Genomic DNA, 3,870 nt, shown 5'->3' with positions numbered 1-3,870 from the left:
TACATTGGCACACTATTGAGTTCTCACACAACATCCGCACACCTGATCATCACCACCATCGTGGTGCTGCTCGAAGCGACGAGTTACGAACTTAATCCACCGGCCTGACCGAAGTCAAATCCGTGTCTCACATCCGTATTTTATTACACTTGTCAGGGCCGTTTTCCTGGCCGCCTGCTCACATCCAGCCACTCACTGTGTGGTGTCTGTCTGCGGGGCGTTGTCGGTCGCGCTGACTCACATAAAGTTACACACCCCCACACTCCAACACAAATCCCCAGGTCAAAGCATAAAAAGCACCACAACAACAAAGGCCCCTGACTCACCATCAGGTGAGGCAGGGGCCGGGGTGGCGTCGAGAAGCAGGTCTAAGAGGTGACCCGCTCGATCTGCGCACCGAGGGAGCGCATCTGCTCCACGAAGTACGGGTAGCCACGGTCGATGTGATAGACGTCGTGGACCGTGGTGACACCGTCGGAGACCAGGGCCGCGAGGACCAGGCCGGCGCCGGCGCGGATGTCGGAGCTCCACACCTCAGTGGAGGAGAGCTGCTCGATGCCGTGCACCACCACATGATGTCCCTCGACGGTGGCGTTCGCGCCCAGGCGCTGGAGTTCATAGACGAACTTGAAGCGGGACTCGAAGACGTTCTCGGTGATCACGCTCATGCCGTTGGCGATGGTGGAGATGCCGATCGCCATGGGCTGCAGATCCGTGGGGAAACCCGGGAAAGGCAGGGTCTGGTAGTCGACGGCGTCGGGACGACGGTCCATGCGGACTCGGAAACCGTTCTCGTAGGTCTCGATCTCGGCGCCCGCGACCTTGAGCTTCTCCAGCGCGAGGTGCAGGTGACGGGGGGCGATGCCACCGACAGTGACGTCACCCTGGGTCATGGCGGCGGCGTACGCCCAGGTGCCGGCGACGATACGGTCGCCCATGACCTCGTATTCCGTCGGCTCCAGCTGCTCCACACCGTCGATGGTGACGGTGGAGGTGCCGATCCCCTCGATCCGCGCGCCCATGCTGACGAGCATCTCGCAGAGATCCGCGATCTCGGGCTCACGGGCGGCGTTGTCCAGGACGGTCCGCCCCTCCGCGAGGACGGCGGCGGTGAGGATGTTCTCCGTGGCACCCACCGAGGGGAAGTCCAGGGAGATGTGGGCGCCGGCCAGCCGGTCCGCCTCGACGACGACGGCTCCGTGGGAGATACGGGTGGTCGCGCCGAGCCGTTCCAGTCCGGACTGGTGCATGTCGAGCGGACGGGACCCGATGGCGTCACCGCCGGGCAGGGCCACGACGGCCCGCCCGCAGCGTGCGGTCAACGGACCGAGCACACAGATGGAGGCGCGGAACTGGCGGACGGCGTCGAAGTCGGCGTCCGTGGCCAGGTCCGCCGGGGTGGTGATGGTGACCGTCGAGCCGTCGATGGTCACCTCACAGCCCAGACCCCGGAGGACGTCGCCCATGAGGGGGACGTCGAGAATTTCCGGGCAGTTCGTCAGAGTCGTGGTGCCCTCGGCCAGCAGAGCTGCGGCCATGAGCTTGAGGACGCTGTTCTTGGCGCCGCTGACTTTGACGGCGCCCTGCAGGCGGGCGCCACCGGTGACGAGAAATCGATCCTTCACGTTCTCCGACACTAGCCGACCCCGCGTGTCAGGGCAGGGCGCCGATACGACGTGCCGCGTTGACGGCCTCATAACGGGTGTGGGCGCCGAGCTTGCGCATGACGGAACGCAGGTAGGACTTCACGGTCTCCGCGCCGATGCCCATCTCCTCCGCGGCCTCCACGTTGGTGTGGCCGAGAGCCACACAGGAGAGGACGTCGAGTTCACGGGCGGACAGCTTCGTCGACTGCTTGACCCGGACGGGCGAGACCATCTGGTCGCAGAGCTGCTCGAGCTCCTTGCGCAGGGCCTCGTCCTCGACACGGTTGGCCAGCATGCGCAGCTTCGAGTGCGTGGAGCGGACCTGCTCCCACTCGGCGCCGTTCATGACGCGGCCGTTCTTCGCGGCACCCGGCTTACCGCCCTCGACGCGACGCAGCGCGGAGTTCACCGCGAGATCCTGCTCCAGCGTGCGGGCGGTCATGGTGACCTCCTCGATGACCTTGTCCCCGAGGCGGACCGGGGAGTGGACGCCCACATAGAGGACGCCACGGATCTCGCGGTTGACGATCACCGGCACCGCGACGATGGAGTGGAGTCCCTCGTCCTGGATGGCACGGTCATTCTCGTGGGAGATGATGTTCGCCCGCGTGTAGTCGGAGACACCGACGGGACGGCGGGTGGTGACCACGCGACCACCGACGCCGGAACCCGGCTCGATGATGAGGTTCTGCAGGGCCGGCGTCCGCAGACCCACCCACTGGGTGATCTGCAGGCGGTTGTCCGGGAGCAGCGTCGCGTACATGGTGACCGGAATCCCAGTCGCGGTCTTGAGGGATGTGAGTGCCGCCCGGACGGCTTCGTCGTCATCCTTGATTCGCTGAGAATCCACTGTGAAATCGTCCTCCTCCGGGTACACCCGTCCAGGTGCACCCGATGGGCACATGAACGGGGGTAACTTTCCTTTACAGGTGGGCATTATAACGCGACTTCGGGGGTAAACGGAATCGAATCCACCTTAAGTTGCGCATTTCATTCCTCTCTGATCGGAAGAACGGGGCCCGCTGAAGGGGTGACAGGGACCCCGCCGACCCACCCCCGCACCCCTGGGAAAACCGTACGGTCTGCCAGCAACATACAGCCCTGTCTACCCGCATGGTGTACGCTGACACCACCAACGTCAGACGAAGCATAGGGAGCATTCACCATGAGCAAGATCTACGACAACATCCTCGACACCATCGGAAACACCCCGCTGGTGCGCCTCAACGGCCTGACCGAGGGCCTCCAGGCGGAGGTGCTCGTGAAGATCGAGTCCTTCAACCCAGCGAACTCCGTCAAGGACCGCATCGGCAAGGCCATCATCGACGCCGCCGAGGCTGACGGTTCCCTCCAGCCGGGCGGCACCATCGTGGAGGCCACCTCCGGCAACACCGGCATCGCGCTCGCCCTGGTCGGCGCGGCCCGCGGCTACAAGGTCATCCTCACCATGCCGGAGACCATGTCCAACGAGCGTCGCGTCATGCTCCGCGCCTACGGTGCGCAGATCGTGCTCACCCCGGGTGCGGCCGGCATGCAGGGCGCCGTCGACAAGGCGAACGAGATCGTCGCCGCAGAGGAAAACGCCATCCTCGCGAACCAGTTTGCACACCCGGCGAACCTGAAGATCCACCGCGAGACCACCGCCGAGGAGGTCTGGAACGACACCGACGGCAAGGTCGACATCTTCGTCGCGGGTGTCGGCACCGGTGGCACCGTCTCCGGTGTCGGCCAGGTCCTCAAGGAGCGTAAGCCGGAGGTCGAGATCTACGCCGTCGAGCCGGCCGCCTCCCCGCTGCTGTCCGCCGGCAAGGCCGGCCCGCACAAAATCCAGGGCATCGGCGCCAACTTCATCCCGGAGGTCCTGGACCGCAAGGTGCTCGACGACGTCATCACGGTCACCAACGAGGACGCCATCGAGACCTCCCGTCAGCTGGCGGTCAAGGACGGCATCCTGGGCGGCATCTCCTCCGGCGGCAACGTCTGGGCGGCCCTCGAGCTGGCCAAGAAGGAGGAGAACGCCGGCAAGACCATCGTCACCGTCGTCACCGACTACGGCGAGCGCTACGTCTCCACCGTCCTCTACGAGGACATCCGCGACTAGGTCGTGTTGCGAAAGTCCGGTGAGTGACACCGGCGTGTCTTAAACACAAGCGAGGGTTTCCCAGCGCACGGTGTTGGTGTCTAATCATCAACGCTTGCAAGGAAACCCTCGTTGCCTACTTTA

At 64.7% G+C, this 3,870-nt stretch carries 3 protein-coding genes; 1 reads left to right on the top strand and 2 read right to left on the bottom strand.

What is annotated here, in order from left to right; genetic code table 11:
- Positions 1-368 precede the first annotated feature (368 nt).
- Both murA and ramA read right to left on the bottom strand, forming a co-directional pair.
- A complete protein-coding gene (gene murA / locus GXZ33_RS11395) occupies positions 369-1,625 on the bottom strand; it encodes a UDP-N-acetylglucosamine 1-carboxyvinyltransferase (protein ID WP_291341198.1) in 1,257 nt (418 codons plus the stop codon).
- A gap of 28 nt (positions 1,626-1,653) precedes the next feature.
- Entirely contained in the window at positions 1,654-2,496 is an 843-nt protein-coding gene (gene ramA / locus GXZ33_RS11390; RefSeq protein WP_291341196.1) for an acetate metabolism transcriptional regulator RamA, read from the bottom strand.
- 315 nt (positions 2,497-2,811) lie between these two features.
- Here ramA and cysK point away from each other — a divergent pair, with 315 nt between their 5' ends.
- A complete protein-coding gene (gene cysK / locus GXZ33_RS11385) occupies positions 2,812-3,747 on the top strand; it encodes a cysteine synthase A (RefSeq protein ID WP_291341194.1) in 936 nt (311 codons plus the stop codon).
- Positions 3,748-3,870 lie beyond the last annotated feature (123 nt).

The organism is Corynebacterium sp., assembly GCF_012838985.1.
Lineage (GTDB): Bacteria > Actinomycetota > Actinomycetes > Mycobacteriales > Mycobacteriaceae > Corynebacterium.
The sequence above is the reverse complement of the archived record's forward strand: the minus strand, read 5'-3'. Positions and strand labels throughout refer to the sequence as shown.

Coding starts and splice junctions, on each gene's coding strand:
- cysK (WP_291341194.1), top strand. CDS start 2,812: ATGAGCAAGATCTACGACAACATCCTCGACACCATCGGAAACACCCCG.